The sequence below is a fragment of the Streptomyces sp. W16 genome (assembly GCF_033194735.1).
Lineage (GTDB): Bacteria > Actinomycetota > Actinomycetes > Streptomycetales > Streptomycetaceae > Streptomyces.
Window position 1 is genome coordinate 1 of the sequence record NZ_JAWOAI010000942.1, and the last position, 2,133, is coordinate 2,133.

The following is a 2,133-nucleotide window of genomic DNA, read 5'->3' on the forward strand; positions in this document are numbered from 1 at the left end:
AACCGACCGGCCACGGCGGCAAGGTCCGCCTGGAACTGCCCGCCGCCACCGGCCACGCCCTGCGCGACCTCACCGCGGCCACCGGCACCAGCATGTTCATGGTGTTCCAGGCGGCCACCGCCGCACTCCTGAACCGGCTCGGCGCGGGCGACGACATCCCGCTCGGCGCGCCGATCGCAGGCCGCACCGACGAGGCCCTCGCCGACCTGGTGGGCTTCTTCGTGAACACCCTGGTGCTGCGCACCGATGTGTCCGGCGACGAGCTGACGTTCCGTGAACTACTGGGCCGGGTTAGGGAGTCGTCCCTCGCGGCTTTCGAGTACCAGGACCTGCCCTTCGACCGCGTCGTGGAGGCCCTCAACCCGCCCCGCGTGGCCGGCCGCAACCCGCTCTACCAGGTCATGCTCGGCTACCACCACCGCCCCGACGGCGACCCGGACGTGCTCGGCCTCGCGACCGAGTGGTTCGACATGGACACCGGTATGGCCAAGTTCGACCTCCACTTCACCTTCGTGGACGAGACCGGCCGCGACCGTGTCGTCCTGCTCCTGGAGTACGCGACCGACCTCTTCGACGAGTCGACAGCCGAGCGCATCGCCGGCCGCATGGCCCGTCTGCTGGACCACGCGGCGGCCGAACCCGACCGCGCGGTAAGGGACTTCGACCTGCTGGAGGACACCGAACGCGCCCTGGTCCTGGGGGAGTGGAACGCCACCGCACACCCCGTCCCGGTCACCACACTCCCGGAACTCTTCCGCGCCCAGGTGGCCCGCACCCCGGACGCCACGGCACTCGTCTTCGAGGGACAGCGGCTGACGTACGCGGCGCTGGACGCCCGAGTAGAGCGCACGGCACGGGTGTTGACCGCCCTCGGCGCGGGCCCCGAGCAGACCGTGGCCGTAGCGCTGCCGCGCTCGCTCGAACTCGTCGTCGCCCTGCTCGCCGTCCACCGCGCCGGAGCCGCGTACCTCCCGCTCGACCCCGACTACCCGGAGGAACGCCTCGCCCTCATGGTCGAGGACGCCCGCCCGGTGTACGTCGTCCGCGACACTCTGCCGACCGGCCCCGAGGCCCAACTCCCCACGTTCTACGACCCGTCGAGCCCCGCGTACGTCATCTACACCTCCGGTTCGACCGGCCGCCCCAAGGGTGTCGTCGTCCCGCACGAGGGCATCGTCAACCGGCTGCTGTGGATGCAGGACGCCTACGGACTGACGGCCGCCGACCGGGTGCTGCAGAAGACGCCGTCCAGTTTCGATGTCTCGGTGTGGGAGTTCTTCTGGCCCCTGATCACCGGCGCCACCCTGGTCGTCGCCCGCCCCGAAGGCCACCGCGACCCGGCCTACCTGGCCCGGCTGATCCGCGAACAGGGCGTCACCACCGTCCACTTCGTGCCCTCCATGCTCCAACTCTTCCTGGAGGAACCGGCCGCAGCGGACTGCACCGGCCTGCGCCGAGTGATGTGCAGCGGCGAGGCCCTGCCCGTAGCCCTCACCCACCGCTTCCACGAGGTCCTGAGCACCGCCGAGTTGCACAACCTCTACGGCCCGACGGAGGCCTCGGTCGACGTAACTGCCGTGGAGATCGGACCCGACGCGACGAGCGTCCCGATCGGCCGCCCGGTGTGGAACACCCGCACCTACGTCCTCGACGCCGGACTGCGCCCCGTACCGCCCGGCGTCCCGGGCGAGTTGTACCTCGCGGGCATCCAGCTCGCGCGCGGCTACCTCGACCGGCCCGGCCTGACCGCGGAGCGGTTCGTCGCCGATCCGTACGGTGCGCCCGGCACGCGGATGTACCGCACCGGTGACCTGGCCCGCTGGAACACCGACGGGACCATCGAGTACCTGGGCCGCACCGACGACCAGGTGAAGGTGCGCGGCTTCCGCGTCGAACCCGGCGAGATCCAGGGCGTGTTGACCACGCATCCGTCCGTCGCACACGCCGTCGTGGTGGTCCGGGAACAGCGCCTGGTGGCGTACGTGGTCCCGGCCGGGGACCGCGGACCGGTGAGGGTGGAGGCAATCCGGGTCGGTGCGGTCGCCGGCCGGCTGGACGAAGCCGCGTCGGGCGCTCGCACGGCGGCGGGACCGCAGGACGGGACGGCAAACCGCGCCCACACGGCCGCCGAGC

The 2,133-nt window shown here is 71.8% G+C and carries 1 protein-coding gene; it reads left to right on the forward strand.

The genetic code is table 11. From position 1 onward, the window contains the following. Window positions 1-2,133: non-ribosomal peptide synthetase (locus R6V09_RS51710; protein ID WP_317888338.1), on the forward strand; the 2,133-nt coding region annotated here is incomplete at both ends.